This is a genomic window from Pseudomonas sp. BNK-15 (genome assembly GCF_047456105.1).
GTDB lineage: Bacteria > Pseudomonadota > Gammaproteobacteria > Pseudomonadales > Pseudomonadaceae > Aquipseudomonas > Aquipseudomonas putida_E.
This window is the reverse complement of the sequence record NZ_CP179898.1, coordinates 5,598,113-5,623,528: the sequence shown is the minus strand read 5'-3', so window position 1 is coordinate 5,623,528 and position 25,416 is coordinate 5,598,113. Positions and strand designations below refer to the sequence as shown.

The window sequence follows — 25,416 nt, the reverse complement described above, 5'->3', positions numbered from 1 at the left end:
TTGGGAAAAAGAGCCTGTCAAATGTTTTGTAGTGCTTTTTTGGGCTTACTACATCTTTGGTCTAATGCGACTTGCTGGTCAGTTTCAAGGCCTTTGGTCGAGGCCTTGATTTGCCTGGGATCAGTCGAGAAGGTCGACTTTGACACGTAAAGTCATGTTTTCACCCCGTTGGGTGCTGTAAGTGCGGCTTGACGGGCTGAGATCGGCCTGGCTCTGCTGGTTGAACCCAGCCAGGGTAATCCACTCACCGAGCTTGCCGGTGACCGTCGTGTCGGTACTTTGTACTTTCACTACATCAGCACGTTCATGGCTCATTCGGTCATTATTGGTGCTTATTTGCAGGCGAACGGTTTCGCCGATCAGGCTTGGGGTCACGTAGAAACCCTGGGTCACATTACGGTATTCGGTGTTGCTCTGGATGCGCCCATAGCCGTCGGTGCTGGTACTGGTGACCGGGATGCTCTGGCCGACCTGGATCAGCGCCGGTTGGCCTTCGCTGGCCTGGACCTGTTGCAGGCCACCATCCCGGTTGCTGGTGCCGTAATGGATGATGCGCGCATTGCCACGGTTGTCCTGATAGTTGCTGTCGTTGTTGTCGACGCTGATCATCAGGCGCTTGGGCGCAGTGTCCAGCTGTTGCAGCAGGGCGCGCAGGTCGTCTACGCGTTCGGGGCTGGCAGTGACGATCAACTTGTTCTCGAAGGCGCTGACGCTGCCGTCCTTGCCAATGAACGACTGGGCGGCGGGCAGCAGTTCGGCGCTGCTGCGGTGCTGCAGCGGCAGCACTTCGGTGGCGGCTTGGGCGGCCAGGCTGGCGGCCAGCAGCAGGGAAGTTAGAAAGGGGCGTAGCGCCATGTCCATGATCTCCGCAGGTGGAATCAACATGATGGCAAAATTGTGCGACTCGTGCCGGTTGTCCATCACAAGGTGTCTTTTATCCTGCTTTTATTCTATAAGATATAAATTATAGTCATCTGGATAATTAAGGATATTGACATGAGCCTTGCCCGCCCGATCTTCCGCCGCGAACAGTTGGCTCAAGCCCTGGTACGGGACCTGGCCGGCGAATCGTTCGTCGACTACAGCTCGGGTATGTTCCTCGCTGCACCAAGGCGCACGGGCAAGAGCACCTTCCTGAATAACGACTTCATTCCAGCCTGCCTGGAGCGTGGCTGGCTGCCGGTGTATGTCGACCTGTGGTCTGACCGTGATGCCGACCCTGCCGAGTTGATCAGCGGTGCCATCGGCAGCGCTCTGGCGCGTTTTGAAAGTACCTTGGCCAAAACCGCGAAGAAGGCGGGTATCGACAAGATCAACCTGCTGCGTACGCTCAGCTGGGATTTCACCCGCCCGCAACTGCCCGCCGGTACCACACTGGCACAGGCACTTGCGGTGCTGCATCAGGTGTGCGGGCAAATGGTGGTGCTGGTGGTGGATGAGGCGCAGCATGCCCTCAACAGCGAGGGTGGGCTGAACGCCATGTTCGCGCTCAAGGCGGCGCGCGATCACCTCAACCGGGGTGACCGCCCCGATGGCCTGCGCCTGGTGTTTACCGGGTCCAGCCGGGACAAGCTGGCCAATCTGGTGCTCAAGAGCAAGCAGCCATTCTATGGCGCCAGCATCACTGCGTTTCCGCTGTTGGGGCGGGACTTCGTCGACTTCGTGACCGGTGTCTGGAATGGCCGTCTGGCGGCCAGCAACCAGTTCAAGGCCGAGGACCTGGAGTATGCCTTTGAGCGTGTTGGGCGGCGCCCGGAGATGCTCGGCAAGTTGCTCACCGAGGTGAGTATCGGGCTGGGCGAGGCAGGCAACCTTGGCGAGCTGCTGCGCACCGGTGCGCTGAACCATCAGGCCGGGGTGTGGAGCGACTACGAAAGTGCCTGGAACGAGCTGTCTGCATTGCAACAGGCGGTGCTGGCAGTGATGGCCGAGCGCACGCGGGCCCGGCAGCCGTTCTCGCCCTTCACCGAACAGACCTTCATCGACGTCAATCGCAAGCTGGAACAGGCTGCTGCCGAAGCCAACGCCACCACACCTAATGTGCAAAAAGCCCTGGATGCCCTGCGGGAAAAGGAGCTGGTGTGGAAGGCCAATCGCGGCGAGTACGCTCTGGAGGATGTAGCAATGGCCGAGTGGCTGGCGCGCGGCTAGGGCTGGCCCGCTCGCGGTGGTCACTGCCAGACAAATTCCGTAACATCCCGCCCTTCGATTGTTTTCAGTACCGGCCGCCTGGCCCTGCATCACAGGACACCCATGAAACCCGCCCGACTTCGCGCCGACCTGCTCGCCGGCCTGACCACTTCATTCGCTCTGGTGCCCGAGTGCATCGCTTTCGCCCTGGTGGCGCACCTAAACCCGCTGATGGGCCTGTACGGCGCCTTCATCATCTGTACCCTCACCGCGCTGTTCGGCGGCCGCCCGGGCATGATCTCCGGTGCTGCCGGCTCGATGGCGGTGGTGATCGTTGCTCTGGTGGTGCAGCACGGTGCGCAGTACCTGCTGGCCACCGTACTGTTGGGCGGTGTGGTGATGATCCTGTTCGGCCTGCTGCGCTTGGGCAAGCTGGTGCGCCTGGTGCCCTACCCGGTGATGCTTGGCTTCGTCAACGGCCTGGCGATCGTCATCGCCATGGCCCAGCTGGAGCATTTCAAGACGGGTGAGCAGTGGCTCAGCGGCACGCCCCTTTGGCTGATGATCGGCCTGGTGGCACTGACCATGCTGGTGGTGTACGTGCTGCCAAAGCTGACCCGCGCCGTGCCGCCAGCGCTGGTGGCGATCCTCGGCGTTGGCCTTTTGGTGTACCTGCTCGACCTGCCAACCCGCACCCTTGGCGACATGGCGCACATTGCTGGTGGGCTGCCGACGCTGGCCCTGCCGGATGTGCCCTGGAACCTTGAAACGCTGAAGATCATCGCCCCTTACGCGGTGCTGATGGCCATGGTCGGCTTGCTGGAGACCCTGCTGACCCTGAACCTCACCGACGAGATCACCGAGAGCCGCGGCTACCCGGACCGCGAGTGCGTGGCCTTGGGTGCAGCCAACATGGTTTCCGGCTTGTGCGGTGGCATGGGCGGCTGCGCGATGATCGGCCAGACGGTGATCAACCTCAGCTCCAATGGCCGCGGCCGGCTGTCCGGCGTGGTGGCGGGGGTGATGATCCTGCTGTTCGTGCTGTTCCTGTCGCCGCTGATCGAGCGTATCCCGTTGGCGGCGCTGGTCGGGGTAATGTTCGTGGTCGCCCAGCAGACATTCGCGTGGGCGTCCTTGCGCGTGCTGCACAAAGTGCCGGTGAGCGATGTGCTGGCGATCATTGCCGTGACGGTGGTCACCGTGTTCACCGACCTGGCCACGGCCGTACTGTTCGGCATTGTCATCGCGGCGGTGAATTTTGCCTGGCAGCATGCGCGGGAGCTGTATGCCGACAGCCATGAAGACGCCGAGGGGGTCAAGCATTACCAGGTGCATGGCACGCTGTTCTTCGCCTCGGTCACGCCGTTTCTCAACCAGTTCGACCCTGCGGGTGACCCGGCCAAGGTTACCCTGGATTGTCAGCACGTGAGCTTCGTCGATTACTCGGCAATTGCTGCGTTGAAGACCTTGCGCGAGCGGTATGCCAAGGCGGGCAAGCAGCTGCGGGTGGTGCATCTGTCCGAGCGCTGCAAGAAACTGTTGAAGCGGGCAGGCGAGCAGCACTGAGTTTTTGCGGGGGCTGTGCTGGCCCTATCGCCGGCATAGCCCTCGCGGCTTCACTCCCCGCGATTCTTCTTCACAATGCCGTCAGCAATGCTCGCCGGCGCCTCGGCATAACGGGTGAACTCCATCGTGTAGCTGGCCCGCCCTTGGGTCATTGAGCGCATCGAGGTGGCGTAGCCGAACATTTCTCCCAGCGGCACTTCGGCACGGATCACCTTGCCGGCAGGGGTCTCGTCGCCATCCTGGATCATGCCGCGGCGCCGGCTCAGGTCGCCCATGATGTCGCCCTGGTATTCCTCGGGCGTGACCACCTCGACCTTCATTACCGGCTCCAGCAACACCGCTCCGCCTTTTTGCGAAAGCTGCTTGGTGGCCATGGAAGCGGCGATCTTGTAGGCCATCTCGTTGGAGTCGACGTCGTGATAGGAGCCGTCGAACACCGCAGCCTTGAGGCTGATCAGCGGGTAGCCGGCAAGCACGCCGTTCTTCATCTGCTCCTCGATGCCTTTCTGGATCGCCGGGATGTACTCGCGGGGTACTACACCGCCAACGATCTCGTTGATGAACTCCAGGCCTTCCTTGCCTTCATCGCCCGGTGCAAAGCGGATCCAGCAGTGCCCATACTGGCCGCGCCCGCCGGACTGGCGAACGAAGCGGCCCTCGATCTCGCAGGTGTTGCGGATCTTCTCGCGGTAGGCCACTTGGGGCTTGCCGATATTGGCCTCGACGTTGAACTCACGCCGCATGCGGTCGACGATGATGTCCAGGTGCAGTTCGCCCATGCCTGAAATGATGGTCTGGCCGGTCTCCTCATCAGTGCGCACGCGGAACGAGGGGTCTTCCTGGGCCAGCTTGCCCAGGGCGATGCCCATTTTCTCCTGGTCGGCTTTGGTTTTGGGTTCTACGGCCACGGAGATCACCGGGTCCGGGAAGTCCATGCGCTCGAGGATGATCGGTTTGTCCATGTCGCACAGCGTGTCGCCGGTCGTCACGTCCTTCATGCCGATCAGGGCGGCGATGTCGCCGGCGCATACATCCTTGATTTCTGCACGTTGGTTGGCGTGCATCTGCACCATTCGGCCGATGCGCTCCTTCTTGCCTTTGACCGAGTTGAGCACTGCGTTGCCGGAACTGAGCACCCCGGAGTACACCCGGGCAAACGTGAGCGTGCCGACGAACGGGTCGGTCGCGATCTTGAACGCCAGGGCCGAAAACGGTTCGTTGTCGTCGGCGTGGCGCTCCAGGTGTTTCTCTTCGTCGTCCGGGTCGGTGCCCTTGATTGCCGGGATTTCGGAGGGCGCGGGCAGGTAGTCGATCACCGCATCGAGCATCAGCGGCACGCCTTTGTTCTTGAACGAGGAGCCAAGGATGGTCGGCACGATTTCGTTGGCAATGGTGCGCTGGCGCAGGGCGGCCTTGATCTCGTCGATGCTCAGCTCCTCGCCATCGAGAAACTTGGTGGTCAACTCATCATTGGCCTCGGCCGCCGCTTCGACCATGTGCGCACGCCATTCGTCGGCCAGTGCCTTGAGTTCGTCCGGGATTTCTTCTTCGCGATAGGTGGTGCCATGGTCTGCGTCGTTCCAGTAGATCGCCTTCATCTTCACCAGGTCGATCTGGCCGATGAAGTTCTCTTCGCTGCCGATGGCCAGCTGGATGGGTACTGGGTGATGCCCCAGGCGCTTGTCGATCTGTTTGACCACGCGCAGGAAGTCTGCGCCTTGGCGGTCCATCTTGTTGATATAGGCCAGGCGCGGGACGTGATACTTGTTGGCCTGGCGCCACACCGTCTCGGACTGCGGCTCTACCCCGTCGGCACCGCTGAACACCACCACGGCGCCATCGAGCACGCGCAGCGAACGTTCCACCTCGATGGTGAAGTCGACGTGGCCGGGGGTATCGATGATGTTGAAACGGTACTTGTCGGCGAACTGCTTGGTCGAGCCCTGCCAGAAGGCCGTGGTCGCCGCCGAGGTGATGGTGATGCCGCGTTCCTGTTCCTGCGCCATCCAGTCCATGGTCGCGGCGCCATCGTGCACCTCGCCCATCTTGTGGTTGACCCCGGTGTAGAACAGGATGCGCTCGGTGGTCGTGGTCTTGCCGGCATCCACGTGGGCGACGATACCAATGTTGCGGTACAGCTCGATGGGCGTTGTGCGGGCCATGACGGACTACCTGCGGATGAGCGGATTCTCCCAAGGTAGCAGAGCGGGAGAATCCTGCTTTACCGCCGGGCCGTCAGTCGGCCTGGGCTTGCAGCAGCCACTGGCCGTCCACTTCGCGGGCAACGCCGCTGGCGGGCAGCAGGGCCAGCAGGCGCTCGTGCAGAGCCGCTTCGGTGAAGGTCTTGAGGGTGGCCAGGTCCAGGGCACCGACCGGGTTCAGGTCAGCCTTGGTGTACGACAACCAGGCTTTTTTCAGTACCTGCGCCACGTCGCTGCCGGCTGTGGTGGCGAAACGGCGGTGCCATTGGCGACCATCGAGGGTGAAGCTGTGGGCGTGGGTATAGGTGCTTTCGTCGCCACCTTCGGTGCAGCGGTGGCAGCGGCACGGGCCTTCGCCGAAGGCGTTGCGCAGGTAAGCGTTGAAATCCACGACGGGCTTGAGGGTCAGGCGTTTGTCGACCTCGAACAGGTCGGCGATCAGGGGTTCTTCGGCGCTCACTCGGTGTCCTCGTGTGGTGTGGCGTGCATCGGCGGGCACCCTAACAGATCAGGGCGGGGGAGGCCATTAGAGACAACTGCGCACAGCTGCCGTACTCTACGCGCCCGCAAGCCTGCATCCAACACCGAGGTAACCCCGCTTGAGCACCCAGTTCCCGTACACCGCCACCGTCACCATCAGCGCCGAAGACCGTGGGGGCGATATCGAGGCCTCGGAAAACCCCAGCATGCGTGTTGGCCTGGAAGCCGTGACCGAAACCCTGAAGAAGGTGCATTTCGTCGGCACGCTCGCGGCTCCGGAAAAGCCGGCCACGCATATCTGCGTGACGCTGGAGAACGGCCTGACCTACTACGGTCCGATCGTCAACGGCCACGCCGAACTCGAAGGCGGCTGGATCGCTTTCGAGTCTGACATGCTCACCCCGGAAGAGCTGGGCCTGTAAGCCTCAGTTCAACTCGGCCAGGCACTGCTCGAAGATGTTCAACCCTTCTTCGAGCACCTCGGCTTCGATGGTCAGTGGCGCCAGCAGGCGAATGATGTGTCGCGCCTTGCCGCTGGGCATCAGCAACAGGCCTTTTGCCCTTGCTGCATCCATGACCTTGGCCAACTGAGCGGGTGCAGGGCTGCCGTCTGCATTGACGAACTCTATCCCGCGCATTGCGCCGACGCCTGTCAGGCGCCCGATGAACGGGAAGCGTTGCTGCCAGCGTTCAACCCGGCGGACGATGGCCTGCTCTTGGCGCTCGCCCCATGTGGCGACGTTCTCATCGGTCATCTGCGCCAGGCTCGCCAGCGCCGCTGCACAGGCAATCGGATTGCCCGAATAGGTTCCGCCGAGGCCGCCCTTGGGCAGCGCCGCCATCAACCCCTGGCGCCCGACCATCGCCCCCAGCGGCATGCCGCCGGCGATACTCTTGGCCAACAGCAGCAGGTCTGGCTCGATGCCCAGCCGCGGGAAGGCGAAGCGCTGGCCGGTGCGGCCGAAACCCGACTGGATCTCGTCGATGATGATCAGGATCCCGCGCTCGTCGCAGAAACAGCGCAACGCCTGGGCAAAGGCCGGGTCCAGGGCGAGGAAGCCACCTTCACCTTGCACGGGCTCCAGGATGAACGCCGCCACGTCCTCTACTGCCAGCTCGACGCTGAACAGGCGATCCATGGCCTTGAGCGCCTGCTCGCAGGTGACGCCGGTGTCGGCGCTGGGGTAGGGCAGGTGGTACACCGGCCCCGGCAGTTCACCGACCCGTTGTTTGTAGGGGGCGACCTTGCCGTTGAGGTTCAGGGTTGCCAGGGTGCGGCCATGAAAGCCGCCATCGAAGGCGATGATGGCGCGCTTGCCGGTGGCACCGCGGGCGACTTTGAGGGCGTTTTCCGCCGCTTCTGCGCCGCTGTTGGTAAGCATGCCGGCCAGCGGGTAGCTGACCGGCACGAACGCGCGCAGGCGCTCCATGAGCTCCAGGTAAGGGCCGTGAGGCGCCGCGTTGAAAGCATAGTGGGTCAGGCGCGTGGCCTGGGCCTGGATGGCCGCGACCACGGCCGGGTTGCAGTGGCCCAGGTTGAGCACGCCGATGCCGCCGACGAAGTCGATGTAACGTTTGCCGTCGGTATCCCAGACTTCGGCATTACGGCCATGGGAAAGTGTAATCGGATGAACGATGGCAATGGATTGGCTGATACTTTCCAGATTCATGGGCACGCGGACCTTGTTCGAGTTTCTTAATATCGAAGCGCGCCGAAGTGTTGTTCCGCAAACGAATTATTCGATTGCGTTCATTCCCTGGATTCGCGAACTTGGTCAATCTCCCTCTGCCACGCGTTCACCAATCCACTGCACGAAGGCCCTGATCTTCGGCACCTCTGCCGCATGCTCGGCATGGGCGATGAAGTGCCGGCCATTGCTCGCCACCGGGTGGTCCCACGCCACTACCAGCTTGCCTTCGCTCAACTCCTCGGCCACCAGATAGCGCGGGATCAGGGCGATGCCGCAACCGGCGATGGCCGCACGGATGCACAGGTAGAACGTGTCGAAGCGCGGCCCGTGGTAGCTGTTCTGGCTGTGCAGGCCCAGCCCCAGAAACCATTCGTGCCAGGCCTCCGGGCGTGATGCGCATTGCAGCAAGCGGTGTTCGGTGAGGGCTTGGGCACTGTCGAAGCGGTGCCTGGCCTGTAGCTGCGGGGCGCACACCGGCACCACCTCTTCGCTGAACAGTTCGATGCAGGTCGCCCCTGGCCAGGTGCCCTGGCCGAAAAAGAAGGCGATGTCGGCCTTGGCCTGCACCAGGTCGAACGGCTCCAGTTCGTTGCGGATGTCCAGGTGGATGCGCGGGTAGCGGTCACCGAAGCCTTTGAGCCTGGGCACCAGCCAGCGCGCACCGAAGGTGGGCTGGGTGGCGATGCGCAGCACTTCGGTTTCGTCGCCATAGCTGAGGATGTAGCGGCTGGAAATGTCGATCTGGTTAAGGATCTTGTTCACTTCGGTCAGGTACAGGGCGCCCGCCGGCGTCAGGTGCAGGCGCCGGCGAATGCGCTGGAACAGCGAGTGCGCCAGCATTTCTTCAAGTTGCGCGACCTGCTTGCTGACGGCGCTCTGGGTCAGGTGAAGTTCCTGTGCCGCCCGGGTGAAGCTCAGGTGGCGGGCGGCCGCTTCGAAGCACTGCAGGGCGGTAGTCGAGGGCATCAGGCGTTTGGACATGGCAGGCGCGTACCGAGCAAAAAAGGAAGGAGTTCATTCCATATTGGAATCATGTGCTTCGAAAAGGTCGTTTGTTGACCTCGCCCTATAGATTAATACTGACCTGGATCAACGATTACAACCGGTACTGCGAAGAGGAGGCAAGTGCACCGCCGGCGACTTCAAAACAAGAAAAAAGAACATCACGACTTACAAGAATTCTGCTCCAACTTTTTCAGCCGTCCCTGCGGCGGCCGACCCATTCGAGGGTTCTCCATGGCTTCGCTAGAAAACAAGAAACAGCGTTCCCTGCAGCACGGCCTGACCTCCCGTCAGGTGTCGATGATTTCCATTGCCGGCATCATTGGCGCCGGCCTGTTCATCGGTTCCTCCAACGCCATTGCCACCGCTGGCCCGGCCATTCTCATCTCCTACGCCATGACTGGCCTGCTGGTGTTGCTGGTGATGCGCATGCTTGGCGAAATGGCCATCGCCAACCCCAACAGCGGCTCCTTCTCCACGTACGCCTCCGAGGCCATCGGCCCCTGGGCAGGGTTCACCATCGGCTGGCTGTACTGGTGGTTCTGGGTGCTGATCATCCCGGTCGAAGCCATCGCCGGGGCTGACATCCTGCATGCCTACTTCCCGGCGGTACCGTCCTGGCTGTTCGCCTTCCTGATCATGTTCTTGCTGTCGGGCACCAACCTGGTCAGCGTGAAGAACTTCGGTGCGTTCGAGTACTGGTTTGCCCTGGTCAAGGTAATCGCGATCATTGCCTTCATCGTGGTCTGCAGCCTGGCTGTGTTCGGCTTCTGGCCGCTGGCCGAGGTCTCAGGGGTGAGCCGGCTCTGGGACAGCGGCGGGTTCATGCCCAATGGCTTCGGTACGGTGCTCGGTGGCGTGCTGATCACCATCTTCTCGTTCTTCGGCGCCGAGATCGTCACCATTGCCGCTGACGAGACCGCCAACCCGAAAGACAAGATCCGCCGCGCCACCAACCTGGTGGTGTACCGCATCGCGATCTTCTACCTGGCCTCGATCTTCCTGGTGGTGTCGCTGGTGGCCTGGAACGATCCGCAACTCAAGGCCGTGGGCTCGTTCCAGCGGGTACTTGAGGTGCTGAATGTGCCCGGGGCGAAACTGCTGGTCGACCTGGTGGTGCTGGTGGCGGTCACCAGTTGCATGAACTCCGGCCTCTACACTGCTTCGCGGATGCTGTATTCCCTGGGTGCCCGCGGCCAGGCACTGAGCATGACCAAGCGTATCTCCGGTGCCGGCGTGCCGACGGTGGCGGTTATCCTCTCGACCCTGGCAGGCTTTGCCGGCTGCTTCGTCAACTACGTATTCCCCGGCAAGGTGTTCGGCTTCCTGCTGTCGACCACCGGTGCGATTGCCTTGCTGGTGTACCTGGTGATTGCCGTCTCGCAGCTACGCATGCGGGCCCGGGCTGATCGAGAGGGGCGGCCGCTGGAGTTGAAGATGTGGTTGTTCCCCTGGCTGACCTGGCTGGTGATCGGCACCATCGTGATGGTACTGGGCTACATGCTGTTCAGTGATGCGTACCGTTATGAGACGCTGATGACGGCCGGGGTGACGTTGTTCATCGTGCTGGTTTCGCTGACCCAGCGGCGTGCCAGGGCGGTGGCGCAGCCTGCCTGACCCTTGCGGGGCGCTTTGCGCCCCGCATTTTCATTGGCCCATGCCCAACGCGGCGCTACCATGCAGCTTGCATCCCTTCCCATTCCAAAAAGCACAGGAAGCGTATGACCGAACAAGCTCTCTCCCTGCAGGCACTGGCCGCACCCGACGGCATTTGCTACGGCTGCGGCGTTGCCCACCCCAGCGGCCTGCATGTGCAGAGCCATTGGGACGCCGACGGTACCCATCTGCTGTGCCGTCACACGCCCGACACCACCTTCACCGGCTGGCCGGGGCTCGTCTACGGCGGCCTGCTGGCGATGCTGGTCGATTGCCACTCCAACTGGGCTGCCATGGCTTACCACTACCGGGCCGAAGGGCGTACCCCCGGCAGCCTGCCGCGTATCGACTGTGTCACCGGCAGCCTGGGCCTGAACTACCTCAAGCCCACACCCATGGGTGTCGAGCTGCTGCTCAAGGCGCGTGTGGAAGGTGAAGTCGGGCGCAAGACACGGGTAGTCTGCGAGGTCTGGGCGGGGGATGTGCTGACCGTCTGCGCCGATTCGGTGTTCGTCCGTGTGGATACCGACAAGCTCAAGCTCAAGGCCCATGGCCAGGTGAGCTGACAACGGCAGGAGAGCCCCATGATCCGCTGCAAGCGCGAGCTGCCCGGTCACCGTTGGTTGTGCACCTGGACGGTGTGTGATGCCCATTGAGCTGATACCTGCCACCGACGCCCACCGTACCTTCGCCCGTGACCTCACGCGTCGGGCCATGCTGGCGTACTACCGGGAGTTCGATCTATTGTGGATCGAAGAAGCGTTCGATCAGGCCTGGGATTGGCGGGAGCAGTGGCTGGTCGTAGACGGGGACCGCGTGCTGGGCTTCTGCAGCCTCAGCAAGGACCGTCAGGCATTGTTCATTCGCGAGCTGCACCTGCTGCCTGAGCATCGCGGGCAAGGGATTGGCAGTTGGGTGCTGCAAGCGCTGGCTGCCAAGGCGGCGCAGCAGAGGCTGCCGTTGCTGCGCTTGATGGTGTTCAAGAGCAACCCGGCGCGGCGGCTGTACCGGCGCCAGGGGTTTGTCGAAATGGGCGAGGATGAGTGTTATGTGCGTATGCAGAAGGTGGTCGCCTGATCTTTGCTGATCGAGCTTGCGGCCCTAGGTGCTGGCTCAATACTGGCTTGCGACCCCGGCGTGCGATGGGCATAGTGACCGAGCAGTCTGCAAGAGCCCACAGGGTTGTGAGCAGTATCCGACGATGGCTAGGGAAGCAGGAGAAGCATCAGTATGAATGGGCTCGGTACGCGTCTTAGGGAAGAGCGTGAACGGCTGGGGATGACCCAGCGGGTGTTTGGTGATATCGGCGGCGTCGAGCCCAATGCCCAGGGCAAATATGAAAGTGGCGAGCGCACACCGAGGGTCGATTACCTGGCTGCCCTGACGGCCAGAGGAGTCGACGCGCTCTATGTGCTCAGCGGTGTGCGCACCCCGGCGCCGCTGGAATGCCTGACGGCGGATGAAACCGGTTTAGTGGCTGCGTTCAGGCGCCTGGCGGCCGACGACAAAGCGGCGTTTGCGCATTTGCTTGAGCGCCTGATGGGCGATGCAGGCCGCAGTGATGCGATGCGGCCACAGTGGCGTGAGCGTAGGACATTTCCGAAGGAAGTTTTACGCTAGGCCCGGTTTGAAAAATTTTGTTAAGGTGGCGGGATCCAATCGCCCTGTTGACGAGGTGTCTGCTTGATTAGGGTCCTAGTGGTCGACGACCACGATCTGGTGCGAACCGGTATTACACGCATGCTGGCCGATATCGACGGCTTGCAGGTAGTGGGGGAGGCGGATTCGGGCGAGTCGGCGCTCAAGCTGGTCCGGGAGCTCAAGCCGGATGTCGTGCTGATGGACGTCAAGATGCCTGGTATCGGTGGCCTTGAGGCTACCCGCAAATTGTTGCGCAGCCACCCTGACACCAAGGTGGTGGCCGTGACCGTGTGTGAAGAAGACCCGTTCCCCACGCGCCTGATGCAAGCCGGGGCAGCCGGCTACCTGACCAAGGGCGCGGGGCTGGACGAGATGGTCCAGGCGATCCGCCTGGCGTTTGCCGGGCAGCGTTACATCAGCCCGCAGATTGCCCAGCAACTGGCGCTCAAGTCGTTCCAGCCGCAAGGTTCGCCGTTCGACGCCCTGTCGGAGCGGGAAATCCAGATCGCCCTTATGATCGTCGGTTGCCAGAAGGTTCAGCTCATCTCGGACAAGTTGTGCCTGTCGCCCAAGACCGTCAATACTTACCGGTATCGTATCTTTGAAAAACTCTCGGTCACCAGCGACGTCGAACTGACCTTGCTGGCCGTTCGCCACGGTATGGTCGACGCAAGCCTCTGAACCTCATGTCCCAAGTCTTTGATGCCAGCGCGTTCCTGGCGACCTGTAGCGCTCGCCCGGGCGTCTACCGGATGTTCGATAGCGAGACTCGGCTGCTCTATGTGGGCAAGGCCAAGAACCTCAAGAAGCGTTTGGCCAGCTATTTCCGCAAGACCGGCCTGGCGCCCAAGACCGCTGCGCTGGTAGGGCGCATCGCCCAGGTCGAAACCACCATCACCGCCAATGAGACCGAGGCGCTGCTGCTCGAGCAGAACCTCATCAAGCAGTGGCGGCCGCCGTACAACATTCTGCTGCGCGACGATAAATCCTACCCGTATGTGTTTTTGTCCGACGGCCAATTCCCACGGCTGGGCATTCACCGTGGCGCGAAAAAAGCCAAGGGGCGCTACTTTGGGCCATACCCCAGCGCCGGGGCCATCCGCGAAAGCCTCAGCCTGCTGCAAAAAGCCTTCTCGGTACGCCAATGCGAGGACAGCTACTACGCCAACCGTACCCGCCCATGCCTGCAGTACCAGATCAAGCGCTGCAAGGGGCCGTGTGTGGGGCTGGTCGACGCAGAGGAATATGCCGAGGACGTGCGCCATTCGGTGATGTTCCTCGAGGGCCGCAGCCAGCAACTGGGCAATGAGCTCAATGCCGAGATGGAAAAGGCCGCGATGGCCTTGAACTTCGAGAAGGCAGCCGAGCTGCGCGACCAGATCGCCTTGCTGCGCCGGGTCCAGGACCAGCAATACATGGAAGGCGGGTCTGGTGATGTGGATGTGGTCGCCGCCTTCGTCAACCCCGGTGGCGCCTGCGTGCACCTGATCAGCGTGCGCGGTGGGCGGGTGCTGGGCAGCAAGAACTTCTTCCCGCAGGTCGGTATTGAAGAAGAGGTGGCCGAAGTGATGGCCGCTTTCCTGTCCCAGTACTACCTGGGCAATGCCGAGCGCGAATTGCCGGGTGAGTTGATCGTCAACGTGGTGCACGAGGACTTCGCTGCCATCAGCGAGGCACTGCAAACCCTGCGCGGCCGCGAGCTGACCATCAGCCACCGCGTGCGTGGCACCCGTGCCCGTTGGCAGCAACTGGCGGTGACCAACGCCGAACAGGCGCTCAATGCCCGCCTGGCCAACCGCCAGCACATGGCTTCGCGGTTCGAGGCCCTGGCCGAGGTGCTGGGCCTGGACGAAGTGCCCCAGCGCCTGGAGTGCTACGACATCAGCCACTCCAGCGGCGAGGCGACGGTAGCCAGTTGCGTGGTATTCGGCCCCGAAGGCCCGCTCAAGTCCGATTACCGTCGCTTCAATATCGAAGGCGTGACCGCCGGCGACGACTACGCCGCTATGCACCAGGCTCTGACGCGCCGCTACGGGCGTATCAAGGACGGCGAGGGCAAATTGCCTGACGTGCTGCTGGTGGACGGCGGCAAGGGCCAGCTGAACATGGCCCGCGAAGTGATGCAGGAGCTGGCCTTCACCGACCTGACCCTGCTCGGTGTGGCCAAGGGCGTGACCCGCAAGGCCGGTTTCGAGACCCTTTACCTCAATGACGTGGCGCACGAGTTCACCCTCAAGGGCGACAACCCGGCGCTGCACCTGATCCAGCAGATCCGCGACGAAGCTCACCGTTTTGCCATCACTGGCCACCGCGCCCGCCGCGGCAAGGCCCGCCGTGTGTCCAGCCTGGAAGACGTTGCCGGGGTAGGGCCCAAGCGCCGCCGCGACCTGCTGAAACATTTCGGCGGCCTGCAGGAGCTCAACCGCGCCAGTATCGATGAAATCGCCAAAGCCCCCGGCATCAGTAAAAAGCTTGCCGAGTCGATTTATGCCAGCCTGCATAGCGAGTAGAATGCGGGCTCAACCCGCAGCCAGTCGTACCGATGAATATTCCAAACCTGCTCACCGTTCTACGCGTCCTGCTCATTCCGATCTTCATCTTGCTGTTCTATATGCCCTATCACTGGAGCTATATGGCCGCCAGCACGGTGTTCGCCATCGCCGCCGCCACCGACTGGCTGGACGGCTACCTGGCCCGTCGCCTGCAGCAGAGCACGCCGTTCGGCGCGTTCCTCGACCCTGTGGCCGACAAGCTGATGGTCGCCGTAGCCCTGGTGCTGCTGGTGCAGGTGCACGCCAACTTCTGGCTGACCCTGCCGGCCGCCGTGATCATCGGCCGCGAAATCGTCGTTTCGGCCCTGCGCGAGTGGATGGCTGAACTGGGGGCGCGGGCGCATGTGGCGGTGTCCAACCTCGGCAAGTGGAAAACCGCAGCGCAAATGCTGGCGCTGATCATCTTGCTGGCCAACCCGCCGCTGGTGACCTTCTGGGTGATTCTGGGCTACGGGTTGCTGCTGGTTGCCGCTGCGCTGACGCTGTGGTCCATGGCCCATTACCTGTTGGCCGCCTGGCCGCACCTGCGTGAAGGTTCGGAACAAAAATAAAACTTTTTTGAATCAAGGGGTTGACGCCGTTTTAGATATCGCTAGAATGGCACCCATCACGACGCGGGAATAGCTCAGTTGGTAGAGCACGACCTTGCCAAGGTCGGGGTCGCGAGTTCGAGTCTCGTTTCCCGCTCCAGTTATAGACCTACAGAGTTCCATGGAAGTCTGTAAGTCGTTGAAAAAAGGGCCGAAAGGCCCTTTTTTCGTTCCAGCGAAAACCACCGAAAACCGGGGTAGCCGCGCATTTTAAGGCCAGATTTGAGGCCAGAATGGGATAGACCCCAATTCGGTTTATCGATGGAGCAGGATCGGTGACGAGATGAGCATTTGGCTTCCGGCAGGTTCAGGAGGTCACCATGGCTCTTTCGGAAATGGCGATTCGGCATGCCCGAGTCACCGGCAAGGACTACACGCTTGCTGACAATGATGGTCTGATACTTCACGTCACGGCCCAGGGCGCAAAGCTCTGGCATTTTCGCTTCTATTGGGAAGGCAAGCAGAAGCGCATGTCCTTCGGCAGTTACCCTCAAGTGGGGCTGCGTGACGCGCGGACGCGGCGTGACGAAGCGCGAGCGCTAATTGCTCGGGGCACCAATCCCAGTGAACAGCGCAAGCAACAGCGTGTAGCTGTGCGCCTTGCCAATGATCAAACCTTCGATGCGGTGTTCGAGCAGTGGATTGCCTTTCGCCGGCTGAGTCTCAAAGAAGGGCGACAAAGCACGCTGTCGCAGATCCTGCGCATTTTTGCCAAAGACATTCAGCCCTACATCGGCGAGCAGTCGATCCATGAAATCAATCGGCATGTACTCATGGACCTGCTCAGTCGTATCGAATGCCGGAAGGCCTTCACGACTGCGGAAAAGTGCCGGACCTGGCTCAATCAGTTGTTCCGCTACGCACTGGTACGCATAGCGGGCCTTGAGCACAATCCTGCCGCAGATCTGGATGTGGTGGCGGTGCCCAAGCCGCCGGTGGAGCACAATCCGTATCTGCGCATGGAGGAGCTTCCGCACTTGCTGGGCAAACTGCGTGCGTTCCGCGGCTCGCAGCAGACGCAGCTCGGTATTCGCTTGCTGTTGCTGACCGGAGTCCGTACCGGTGAATTACGCCTGGCGACGCCCGATCAGTTCGATCTGGAGCGCCGCCTCTGGATCATTCCGCCGGAAGTGGTCAAGCAGCTCCAGCTCAAGATGCGCAAAACGCGTCGGCAAACCGCCAAGGTGCCGCCCTACATCGTTCCGCTGTCTATCCAGGCGGCCGAGGTCGTGCGGGTGTTGCTCGATCAGGTAGTACCGGCACAACGGCATCTACTCACCCATCGAAGCGATCTGAGCAAACGCATCAGCGAGCACACGCTGAACAGTGCCTTGCGACGTATGGGCTTTGCTGATCGGCTCACGGGACACGGAGTGAGGGCGACGATCTCAACGGCGCTCAACGAGATCGGCTATCCGAAAATCTGGATCGACGCGCAGCTTTCACATGCTGATCCGGACAAGGTGAGTTCGGCGTACAACCATGCAGAGTACGTCGAGCAACGGCGTACGATGATGCAGGACTGGGCCAATCGGTTAGATCTCTGGGTGCAGGGACACGCCAAGGCGGCGTGCTCGCCGTTAACTATTCAGTTGGAAGGGGTATCGCAGTTGTCGCTTGGGCTGCAGAATTTACCTCTCGCTCCCGTACGCAGCGGCATGCATTCACTAGCCGTTGAAGGCAACAAGGCGTTAGCAGATCGATTCGGCGCATCGGAGGTGTCTGCTGTTCGGCAGGTTTCTGATATCCAAAGAGAGCGTGCAGAGATGCTTGAAATCTACGAAGCCGCGACCAATTTACCTCTCCTGACTTTTGCACGGCTAGCAGGGAAATCGCGGGATCAAATTAACCGTGATATCAAGGCGCGGCGCCTGCTGTCGCTTAGCTTGGGTAATCGAGGTCAGCGTATTCCTGACTGGCAGCTGGACCCGCTGAAGCACAAACTGGTTCTCGCCATCTTCAAGTCTTTGCCTCAGCTGGAATCTTGGGAGGTCTACGGTCTGCTTAGTGAACCTCACGATAGGCTGAGAGGGCGTGCCCCAGTAGATGTTGTGCAGGCGGAAAATTTTGAGAGAATCTTGTCCTCATTGACGCGAGGGCGACGATCAGCATAGCTTGTCTGTTGCCCACTCTCTCCTGCTAGTGAGCAAGGGCGCGAATTTTCGAATCCCTTCCTCCCGACCAAACAAATTCAATGAGTCCAGTCACCTAACCGTGACTGGACTTGTTATGGGCATCGGAAATTCTGGATCTCAGAAAACACTCCTACTTCTGCCCTGCTCGAAAAAGTACCTATCTTTTCGAGGAGGTTTCTGATGCTTTTCGTCAATTGATTGTATAAGTTGTCTGGCCTTGTTTTTCGGAAAATACGGTTTCTGTTTGCCCACGCTTTAATATGGATGGCTACACTTTAGCTGCATTAATATTTTGAGTTTTAAGGTTTTTCGTCTTTGTAATATAGTATGAACACCTATGGGGCCATCCCGGTGATTTCTTCATCTCGGAAGAGCTTGCAATGCTTTTTAGTTACTCCGTTTCGCTAGGGTGCCAATTCTGCGATAAACTCGCCGTCAGAGCAGTGCGTATCTCTACTGTCTTTACTAGCCTCAATATCGGCAACCGCTCATTGGAGGATAATCGAGAGTAATATGGCGCCCAGAAAGGCGCCATGGAAGTAATTGTGTCGAGTGCTCACACCGAGACAGTTTGCGGAGTGGGTTTGAAGAAAATCCGCGCCAGTGCCGGAGTAAGAATGAGTGCGCCGAGCATATTCCACACGAACATAAAGGCCAGCAGGATACCCATGTCCGCCTGGAACTTGATCGGTGACAGCACCCAAGTCGCCACCGCCACCCCTAGCGTAACGCCGGTCAGCACCACCACCTTGCCAGTGGACAACAGAGCGGCATAGTAGGCGTTGGAGAGGTTGTCACCCTTGCGCAGATTGGCCAGGGTGATACTCAGCACGTACAAGGAATAATCCACGCCGATGCCCACTCCCAAGGCAATGACCGGCAGCGTGGCAACCTTGAGTCCGATGTTCAGGCCCACCATCAGCGCCTCGCACAATACCGAGGTGAGCATCAGTGGCAGCACTGTGCACACTACGGCGCGCCAGGAGCGGAAGGTGATGAAACACAGCACGATCACTGCGGCATAGACCATCAGCAGCATCTGCAGGTTGGCGCGCTTGACCACGATATTGGTCGCGGCTTCGATGCCAGCATTGCCGGCCGCCGACATGAACTGAAGCTGCGGGGTATTGTATTGCGCGGCAAACTGGTCGACGGTCTGTGCCACCCGCGTCAGCGTGTCGGCCTTGTGGTCACTGAGAAAAACATTGATGGTCAGCAGGTCGCAGTTCTGGTTGAACAGTTCGCGCGGGGCACGGGTGATGATCGCGTTTAACAGCCCCTGGTTCTTGGGAATCTCGTACCAGCGCAGGCTACCCTCGTTCATACCGGCGGCCGCCTGTTTGCTCAGGGCCGCGAGAGAGGTGGTGGATACTACGCCGGGCAACTGCAGCAAGCGTGCCTCTAATGCGTCCACGCTGACCAGGGTCTCGTAGTTGGCGCAATAGAACGGCGGTGTTTTTACCATGACCACGTACTTGTCGCTGCTGGCGGCGTAGTTGCCGACCATAAAGGCATTGTCACGATTGTAGCGTGAGTCGGCGCGCAACTCCGGTGCACCCGGGCTGAGGTCGCCCACCTTGACATGCAGGCTGATAGCAAAACCCGCAGTGCCCAGCAAAGCGGCGATCCCGATGGCCCAGCGCGCCCACTTCAACTCGGTGAAGCGGTCCAGGAACGACCACAGCGGGTGGCGGCGGTGCTGCTTGTCGCTCAGGGCCAGTTGTTCGGCTTCGGCCTCGCGCTTGGCGGCTGCTTGGCTCACACCAGTGAATGACAGCAGGATCGGCAGCAGCACCAGGTTAGTCAGAATCAGCACCATGACGCCTATCGTGGCGGTCACGGCCAAGTCCTGAATAACCGGAATATTGATGATCATCAGTACCGCGAAACCGACGGCATCGGCCATCAGCGCCATCAGGCCGGTAAGGAACAGGCGGCGGAAGGTGAAGCGGGCGGCGACCAGTTTGTCGGCGCCGCGGCCGATGTCCTGCATGATGCCGTTCATCTTCTGCGCACCATGGCTCAGGCCGATGGCGAACACCAGGAAGGGCACCAGGATCGAATACGGGTCCAGTGCATAGCCCAAAGTCGGCAGCAACCCCAGGAGCCAGACGACCGCGATCACCGAGCAGGACAGCACCAGCAGGGTGCTGCGCAGACAGCGGGTGTACCAGAATAGCACCAGGGCGCAAATCACCAGGGTGGCGGCGAAGAACGCTTGCATCAGCAACAGGCCGTCCATCAGGTCACCCACGACCTTGGCGAAGCCGGTGATGACGATCTGATACTTGTCGCCTTCGTATTGCTGACGCAACTGTTCTAGGCGTTGTGACAGCGCATGGTAATCCAGTGGCGTGGCACCTTCGCCGCTGGTGTCTTGCAAGGGCAGCAGAATCACACTGGAGCGCATGTTGGCTGCGACCAGCCGCCCGATTTCGCCAGAGCGCTCGACGTTCTGGCGCACCTCTTCGATGCTTGTACCGGAGCCGTCGTAGTCGTCGGGAATGACCGGACCACCGTCGAAACCTTCTTCGGTGACGCCGATCCAGCGGGTGGCAGGGGTCCACAGCGACTTCATGTAGGGACGGTCGACCCCTTCGAGCAGGAACAGTTCGTCGTTGAGACGCCTGAGGGTATCCAGGTAGTCGGCATCGTAGATGGTTCCATTCTTGCTGCTTAGTGCGATGCGCAGGGTATTGCCACCTTCGCCGAGCTGGCCGCGATATTTGAAGTAGTTCTCGATGTACGGATGCCCAACCGGAATCATCTTCTCGAAGGCCGCGCTTAGGCGCAGGCCGGTCGCCTGCCAGGCCAGCAAAGCGCTGGCCAGGAGGCACAATGCGACAACCAGGCCGCGGTGATTGAACAGCAAGCGCTCGACCAGGCTGCCGGACTGCTTGTCGAAGGTCTTGAGGTCGATAAGAGCGTCGTTGTGCGGCGCGGTCACTTTACTGTTCACGGGCACTGCTCCGTTGTCCATCTTGCAGGGAGAAAGGGGTAAGCCCGCGCACGCCACTCAACATGAAGCGGCCATCTGCGGTTTCGCTCAGGCTGGTGAGTGAGCTGGCGTTGCTCCCGCTAGCGCGAAAATGCCGGCCCTGGTCCTGGCTGCTGAGCACGCGGCCGGTTTCATCGACTAGCAGCAATGTTCCATCGCTTCCTCGCGCGCCTGCGGTGAGGGTGATTGGTTGGTCGTTGTCGACGGCCTGCCAGCTGTTGCCGCGATCGTCGGAGCGCAGAATCTTGCCGCGCAGACCAAACACCAGAAGTGAGTTGTCCTCACTGGCGAGCAGGCCAAACAGTGTGCCGGAAGTGGGGATTTGCACCGCGCTGAAGTGCTCGCCCTGGTCGGTTGAGCGCAACAGCAGGCCTTGCTCTGCGGCAATGAACAGCGTGCCGTCGAGGTCGAGGATGTCGTAGAGGTGCAGGGCCGATGGGTTGTCGAGCTGCTGGCTGACCGAGCGCCAGTGCCTGCCCCCGTCAGTGGTGGCCAATGCCAGCCCGTAGGCGCCGACTGCCAGGCCGCGCTGGGCATCGAAGAAGTGCACGGCCAGCAAGGGCTTGTCGGGCCCGTCGTCCACGAGTTGGCGAGCTTCTTCGAGGCGTTGCTGGTGCTCGGTGTCGTGGTGCTCGGCGTATGCCGCGGTTGCTGCATCCAGCGCCAGTTGCGCGGCCTGGCTGCCGTCGAGTTGCGTGGTCCAGCTGCGACCGGCATCGTCGCTATGTAGGATGATTCCAGCATGGCCTACTGCCCAGCCTTGCGACGGCGTAGGGAAGGTCACCTGGGTCAGGGTGACGCTGACCGGCGAAGGTACTTGTTGCCAGTTTTGGCCATTGTCCTGTGAGCGCAGGATGAAACCGCGCTCTCCTACGGCCACCAGGTCGCGGCCGGCGCGGGTGACATCCAGCATCAGCGAGCGGGCGGCCAGTTCGCTGTGCAGCGCCGGGCGTTGGTACAGCGGGGCGTCCAGCGCTGCCGCAGTGGCGGGGAGGGTGCCCAGCATGGAGGCCGCCAGGGGCAAGCGCAGGCATAGCGCATGGAGCGTTTTTGTAATAGCCATCTGAACCTCGACAATCGACGGTAGAGGCGGGCCGGGGCCCGCCTCGGTTAACGCGGGGGCCAGGCTCAGCGCACGGAGCCTGCGGCCACGGCATTGCCGGTGAAGAAGTTCTCAGGCTTGCGCGCGATGACCTGGTAGGTCTCGCCGTTAAGTCCCTGAACCATGCTGTAGGTTTTCGCTTGCAGGTTGTAGATGACCACTGGCTTGACCACCACCGCCGGGATCGCCGGGACCACAAACGGCAGTGCCTGGGTGACGCGCCAGAGCTTGCCTTGGGCGTCATAGCCATCGACCAGCGACACCGTCCAACTATCTTCGTCGATGTAGAAGCGCCGCTTAGGCACTGCATGGCGCTTGCCCGGCGCCACTGTTGCTTCAACTTCCCAGACCCGGTGCAGCTCCCAGCGCATCTTGTCCGAATTGAGGGTCTTCTCGGTGTAAACCTCGTCCGGCTTGGCTGCGTGGAAAGCGTTGAGGTTGTAGGGGATGTACATTTCTTTCTTGCCGATTAGCTTCCACTGGTAGCGGTCGGGATGGCCGATGAAACCATGCACTTCATCGAAGTAGTTGGCCCCGGAGGCGACGAAGTCTGGGGTGTCATAGCCCACAGTCGGCGCGCGCCGTACCCGCCGTTGTCCTACCAGGTACTGCCAGGCCTCGCGCGGGCTGGCGGCGTCGATGCTGTCATGGGTGACCAGTGACTCGCCGGCCTTGAACGGCGGTTCGGTGGTGAGGAAACGCAGCAGTACGTATTGCCCGGGCCAGCTCTGTGCATTGCCGTCCTTGTAGTAGTACGGGTACTGCCAGTTCTCCACCCCGCGGCTGGCCAGGGTACGGCTGCCATCGGCATTACCGATCATATTGCGGTAGCCGTGCTGGATCGACTCGGCCTCGGTGCGCAGCAGGAAGTTCCAGATCACCTCGTTGCCGTTGGCCGGGATTGGGAAGGGGACGCCGCCATAGCAACCTTTGACCGATAAGCCATTCTCGATCAGTTGACAGTCGGTGGCGTTCTTTAGGGTATTGGCGTAGGTCCAATCAGGCGCGGCCGCCGTGCGATGAGTCGGGTAGACATCGACCCGGAAGGTGTCGGGGTACTGCTGCAGAAGGGCACGGGTACCTTCGCTGAGCTTGTCGGCGTATTGCGCGGCATTTTGGGCGGTAATCTGCAGCACGGGCTTCTCGCCCGGGAATGGGTCGGCCGGCACGTCACCGAATTTGGCGCCAGGCACGTCCTTGGTCAGGCCACCGGTCCAGGCTGGGATACTGCCGTCGGCGTTGCCGGCTTTCTGCGCGCCCATCGGGGTCAGTGTGGTCTTGAGAGTGTTGGCCTGATCGGCGCTGACGGCCGCGATGGCATGACCGCAGGCCAGGCTGAGTACAGTCAGTAGGGACAAGAGGGGGGCATGCTGTTTCATGGTAAGTCTCCGGTACAAGGCGGCTATCAGAACGTACGCTGGATCGAGAAGGCGACGAAGTCTCGGTCCTTGAGGGTCTGCTTGAAGGTGTAGGCATTGTTCTGGTCGATGATCGGGCCGCCATCACCGAAGAAATTGGTGTAGCTGAGCGAGGCGTACCAGGTCTTCTGGTAGTCGGCTTTCAGCGCCAGGGTGATGTCGCCGCCATGTTCAGGTGCGAATGCCAGCGGGGTGACCGAAGAGCGGCCATAGGGCGTGTAACCGACGGTGATCGGCAGTTGCACATCCACCCCCGGAAGCACCTGGAAGTACTGCGGTTCGAAGGTGAAGCGCAGCGAATAGGCATCGCGGGTGGTGTTGGGGTCGAGTTGGTCGGCGTTTTTCTTGATGCTCAAGCGGCGATTGAACGCCAGCTCACCGGCCAGGGAGGCGCCATCCCACAGCGCGTTGCCGCCGAAGACGTTGATCATCGACACCTGCGCGTGCAGCGAGTTGCCCACCGGATAGGCCGCATGGCTGTCGTTGTCGGCGCCCATGCCGGCAATTACCACGCCGCCAGTGGGGGCGAGCGGGGTATCGACCCGCATCGACACTTCACCAGCCACGTTGGCCTCGCCCACCAGGGTGCTGAAGCTTGCGCCGAACACTTTCACGTCTTCGGCGTAGACGTTGACGTAGCTGTCGTCGTTGCCCGGTATCAGTGCGGCAGGGCGGAAGTAGAAGATCGGGGTCTTCTCGTGGTACTTGGCCGCATACAGGCCAAATTCCCAGTCGTCGAGGCTGAACTTGAACTGTGCGCCGAACTGCCCCGAGTCCTTGGCGTTGATGCTGGCCCCGCGGGTCAGGCGGCCGGTGGGGAAGTACACGCTCTCGGCACCGTCGCCGACGAAGTCACCGGCACTGAAGTAGCTACCCGAGCCCGGCAGGCGAGTCTTGTTCCACTCGAACTGGTAGTAGGCGCCAACACTGATGGTATCGGTGAGTTGCCAGTTGCCCGAAACCTGTTTTGTCGGCAGCAGAATTTCCTTGAATTGCGAGCCAGGCACCGACTGCAGTTTGACCAGGTCTACCGTGGACTGTGCATTGGCAATGCCGTTGGCGCCGAAGAACAGGCTCTCGCCATAGATCTGGGTGAACTGGCCCAATCGTCCCGAGAGGCGCGTGTTGCCGATATCGCGGGCGCCGTACACGAATGCATCGAGTAATTCGCCTTTGCGCCCGTGCAGCTTCCGGGTGTCATCGGTGAAGTGGTCGTTACGCACCGACAGCGCGTTCGCCGTGGCGGCGGAGTCGTTGTCATTGCTGTCGTTGTACACCGAGTCGTACCAGGCCGCGCCGCTCAGACGAGCGCCCACGTCCTTGTAACGAATGTCCAGTTCCGATAGCAAATCGATGCGGTTGGAGATGAGGCCGCTGCTGAAGTTGCGGTCACCATCGTCGACGTTGGGATTGGGCACTGACGTTCCTGGCCCGGCCGCGACATTGTCGTCACGACCGTTGAGCCGGAAGGCATTGCTGTACTTGAGGGTGTTGTCCCAACGGGTGGTGAGTTCGGGAATACCTGTCTCGAACTGGAACGCCGAGGCATTGAACGAACTGCACAAGGCCAGGGCGGCGCCCATGGAACCGGTCAAACGGTTGAGGCGCACCGGGCGGCCGGGGCGGCAATGCGGCATTTTCATGGAAACCTCTTCTGCTTTTTATTGTTGTTGGCGCGAATCGATTTACGGCAGTGGCGGCGCTAGGCAGCAGTGATCAGGTGATACTCCTGAGGGCAAGTGAGGGGGGGTTAAACGGTTCCAGGCGCTGTCGCTAGGCTGGCGATGCCGGCATTGGCGATCTGGGCATCGAACTCGGCTTTCACACCGCTGGCGGCGATCGCGCCTACCACATCGCCCTCAATGACCACCGGCACCCCGCCGGCCATCGCGACGATGCCGAGCAGGGTGTTCACGCCCAGATGGCCGGCGTTGATCATTTCGGCGAAGAAGCGTGTAGGGCGGCGAGTCAGGGCTGAGCAGCGGGCCTTGTCTATTGCGAGCTGCGTCGAAGAGGCTGAAGCGCCTTGCAGACGTCGGAAGGCGAGCAGGTGCCCACCGTCATCCACCACGGCGATCGACACCGCCCAGTCATTGCGTTGTGCTTCCTGCTCGGCAGCGTCCAGCAGCGTTTCCGCTTGATGGCGATCCAGTACGGCTTTGACGGGCATGGGCGTCACTCCTGGAGACTGGCGGGGCGAACAAGGATTGATTTTTTGTTTTGTGCGTGATTCATTTTATTCTGCCTCAAAAAA

At 61.2% G+C, this 25,416-nt stretch carries 21 protein-coding genes and 1 tRNA gene; 12 read left to right on the top strand and 10 right to left on the bottom strand.

The genetic code is table 11. From position 1 onward, the window contains the following. Positions 1-120: 120 nt before the first annotated feature. Positions 121-855, bottom strand: coding sequence for a secretin N-terminal domain-containing protein (locus ACMGF5_RS25950; RefSeq protein ID WP_039603676.1), 735 nt, complete (start codon positions 853-855; stop codon positions 121-123). Between the two features lie 141 nt (positions 856-996). On the opposite strand from ACMGF5_RS25950, the gene ACMGF5_RS25945 reads away from it, so the two are divergent. Further along, positions 997-2,151 carry a hypothetical protein gene (locus tag ACMGF5_RS25945; RefSeq protein ID WP_046785672.1) on the top strand — a complete coding sequence of 385 codons (1,155 nt, stop codon included), beginning with the start codon at positions 997-999 and terminating at the stop codon, positions 2,149-2,151. A gap of 102 nt (positions 2,152-2,253) precedes the next feature. Further along, entirely contained in the window at positions 2,254-3,696 is a 1,443-nt protein-coding gene (locus ACMGF5_RS25940; RefSeq protein ID WP_115274354.1) for a SulP family inorganic anion transporter, read from the top strand. A 50-nt stretch (positions 3,697-3,746) separates the two neighbouring features. Here the strand turns inward: ACMGF5_RS25940 and fusA are convergent, their stop codons facing one another. Further along, positions 3,747-5,858: an elongation factor G gene (gene fusA, locus ACMGF5_RS25935; RefSeq protein ID WP_046785674.1), complete on the bottom strand. Its 2,112-nt coding sequence runs from the start codon at positions 5,856-5,858 to the stop codon at positions 3,747-3,749. Between the two features lie 73 nt (positions 5,859-5,931). Continuing rightward, positions 5,932-6,357, bottom strand: coding sequence for a hypothetical protein (locus ACMGF5_RS25930; RefSeq protein ID WP_125923938.1), 426 nt, complete (start codon positions 6,355-6,357; stop codon positions 5,932-5,934). Between the two features lie 139 nt (positions 6,358-6,496). Between ACMGF5_RS25930 and ACMGF5_RS25925 the strand changes: the two genes are divergently transcribed. Continuing rightward, the gene (locus ACMGF5_RS25925) at positions 6,497-6,799 is read left to right on the top strand and encodes a hypothetical protein (RefSeq protein WP_012315223.1); all 303 of its coding nucleotides are present in this window, start codon (positions 6,497-6,499) and stop codon (positions 6,797-6,799) included. Positions 6,800-6,802: 3 nt separating this feature from the next. Here the strand turns inward: ACMGF5_RS25925 and ACMGF5_RS25920 are convergent, their stop codons facing one another. Both ACMGF5_RS25920 and ACMGF5_RS25915 read right to left on the bottom strand, forming a co-directional pair. Beyond that, positions 6,803-8,047, bottom strand: a complete 1,245-nt coding sequence (locus ACMGF5_RS25920) for an aspartate aminotransferase family protein (RefSeq protein WP_414157473.1) — start codon at positions 8,045-8,047, stop codon at positions 6,803-6,805. A gap of 105 nt (positions 8,048-8,152) precedes the next feature. After that, complete coding sequence (locus tag ACMGF5_RS25915; protein WP_012315221.1) at positions 8,153-9,049, bottom strand: LysR substrate-binding domain-containing protein; 897 nt, start codon at positions 9,047-9,049, stop codon at positions 8,153-8,155. 255 nt (positions 9,050-9,304) lie between these two features. Between ACMGF5_RS25915 and ACMGF5_RS25910 the strand changes: the two genes are divergently transcribed. The 9 genes from ACMGF5_RS25910 (at position 9,305) to ACMGF5_RS25870 (ending at position 17,623) form a co-directional block, all read left to right on the top strand. Then, positions 9,305-10,687: an amino acid permease gene (locus ACMGF5_RS25910; protein WP_119687444.1), complete on the top strand. Its 1,383-nt coding sequence runs from the start codon at positions 9,305-9,307 to the stop codon at positions 10,685-10,687. A 104-nt stretch (positions 10,688-10,791) separates the two neighbouring features. Continuing rightward, positions 10,792-11,292 carry a PaaI family thioesterase gene (locus tag ACMGF5_RS25905; RefSeq protein ID WP_237858906.1) on the top strand — a complete coding sequence of 167 codons (501 nt, stop codon included), beginning with the start codon at positions 10,792-10,794 and terminating at the stop codon, positions 11,290-11,292. Between the two features lie 79 nt (positions 11,293-11,371). Further along, on the top strand, positions 11,372-11,803 hold the full coding sequence (locus ACMGF5_RS25900; protein ID WP_237858904.1) for a GNAT family N-acetyltransferase: 432 nt from the start codon (positions 11,372-11,374) through the stop codon (positions 11,801-11,803). 153 nt (positions 11,804-11,956) lie between these two features. Beyond that, on the top strand, positions 11,957-12,346 hold the full coding sequence (locus ACMGF5_RS25895) for a helix-turn-helix domain-containing protein (protein ID WP_237858902.1): 390 nt from the start codon (positions 11,957-11,959) through the stop codon (positions 12,344-12,346). 63 nt (positions 12,347-12,409) lie between these two features. Next, positions 12,410-13,048, top strand: coding sequence for a UvrY/SirA/GacA family response regulator transcription factor (uvrY, locus tag ACMGF5_RS25890; RefSeq protein WP_012315215.1), 639 nt, complete (start codon positions 12,410-12,412; stop codon positions 13,046-13,048). 5 nt (positions 13,049-13,053) lie between these two features. Next, positions 13,054-14,877: an excinuclease ABC subunit UvrC gene (gene uvrC / locus ACMGF5_RS25885; RefSeq protein WP_115274360.1), complete on the top strand. Its 1,824-nt coding sequence runs from the start codon at positions 13,054-13,056 to the stop codon at positions 14,875-14,877. 32 nt (positions 14,878-14,909) lie between these two features. Then, positions 14,910-15,470, top strand: coding sequence for a CDP-diacylglycerol--glycerol-3-phosphate 3-phosphatidyltransferase (gene pgsA, locus ACMGF5_RS25880; protein WP_046785681.1), 561 nt, complete (start codon positions 14,910-14,912; stop codon positions 15,468-15,470). A 63-nt stretch (positions 15,471-15,533) separates the two neighbouring features. Continuing rightward, positions 15,534-15,609 (top strand) — tRNA-Gly (locus ACMGF5_RS25875). Positions 15,610-15,829: 220 nt separating this feature from the next. Continuing rightward, positions 15,830-17,623, top strand: coding sequence for a tyrosine-type recombinase/integrase (locus ACMGF5_RS25870; RefSeq protein WP_414157472.1), 1,794 nt, complete (start codon positions 15,830-15,832; stop codon positions 17,621-17,623). 577 nt (positions 17,624-18,200) lie between these two features. On the opposite strand, the gene ACMGF5_RS25865 is transcribed toward ACMGF5_RS25870, so the two are convergent. The 5 genes from ACMGF5_RS25865 to ACMGF5_RS25845 all read right to left on the bottom strand — a co-directional run bounded on the left by ACMGF5_RS25865 (position 18,201) and on the right by ACMGF5_RS25845 (position 25,332). Further along, positions 18,201-20,603, bottom strand: coding sequence for an efflux RND transporter permease subunit (locus ACMGF5_RS25865; RefSeq protein WP_414157471.1), 2,403 nt, complete (start codon positions 20,601-20,603; stop codon positions 18,201-18,203). Next, complete coding sequence (locus ACMGF5_RS25860; RefSeq protein ID WP_414157470.1) at positions 20,593-21,705, bottom strand: WD40/YVTN/BNR-like repeat-containing protein; 1,113 nt, start codon at positions 21,703-21,705, stop codon at positions 20,593-20,595. Before ACMGF5_RS25860 ends, ACMGF5_RS25865 begins: the two co-directional genes overlap by 11 nt. 65 nt (positions 21,706-21,770) lie before the next feature. Next, entirely contained in the window at positions 21,771-23,123 is a 1,353-nt protein-coding gene (locus ACMGF5_RS25855; RefSeq protein WP_414157469.1) for a DUF1329 domain-containing protein, read from the bottom strand. Positions 23,124-23,149: 26 nt separating this feature from the next. Further along, positions 23,150-24,745 carry a DUF1302 domain-containing protein gene (locus ACMGF5_RS25850; protein WP_414157884.1) on the bottom strand — a complete coding sequence of 532 codons (1,596 nt, stop codon included), beginning with the start codon at positions 24,743-24,745 and terminating at the stop codon, positions 23,150-23,152. Positions 24,746-24,912: 167 nt separating this feature from the next. Beyond that, a complete protein-coding gene (locus ACMGF5_RS25845) occupies positions 24,913-25,332 on the bottom strand; it encodes a GlcG/HbpS family heme-binding protein (RefSeq protein ID WP_264312416.1) in 420 nt (139 codons plus the stop codon). Positions 25,333-25,416: the final 84 nt, after the last annotated feature.